This window comes from Pseudomonas sp. UMAB-40 (assembly GCF_900095275.1).
GTDB lineage: Bacteria > Pseudomonadota > Gammaproteobacteria > Pseudomonadales > Pseudomonadaceae > Aquipseudomonas > Aquipseudomonas mandelii_B.
The window spans coordinates 1-300 of sequence record NZ_LT607638.1 but is presented as its reverse complement, the minus strand read 5'-3'; the positions used below and the strand labels follow the sequence as shown (position 1 = coordinate 300).

At 60.7% G+C, this 300-nt stretch carries 1 protein-coding gene; it reads left to right on the top strand.

Features of this window, described 5'->3' with window-relative positions; genetic code table 11:
* Nucleotides 1-300 (top strand): calcium-binding protein (locus K0F88_RS32110; RefSeq protein ID WP_374039772.1); only part of this gene is annotated, 300 nt, incomplete at both ends.

Genomic DNA, 300 nt, shown 5'->3' with positions numbered 1-300 from the left:
GACTGGCAACGACATCATCCACGCTGGGGGTGGCAACGACATCCTGGATGGAGGCACTGGCAGCAACCAGCTGTACGGCGATGCGGGCGATGACACTATCAAGGTTGCCAGCGGTTCCGCAGGTAATACCTTGGCCGGTGGCACGGGCAACGATACGTTGACCGGCGGCTCCGGCGCAGATACCTACCTGTTTGATTTGGGTGATGGGCAGGACACGATCACCGATAACGATCCGACCACGGCCGGCAAAGACACGCTGCGCTTTGGTGCAGGGATTCTCGCCAGTGACATCCATGCCCG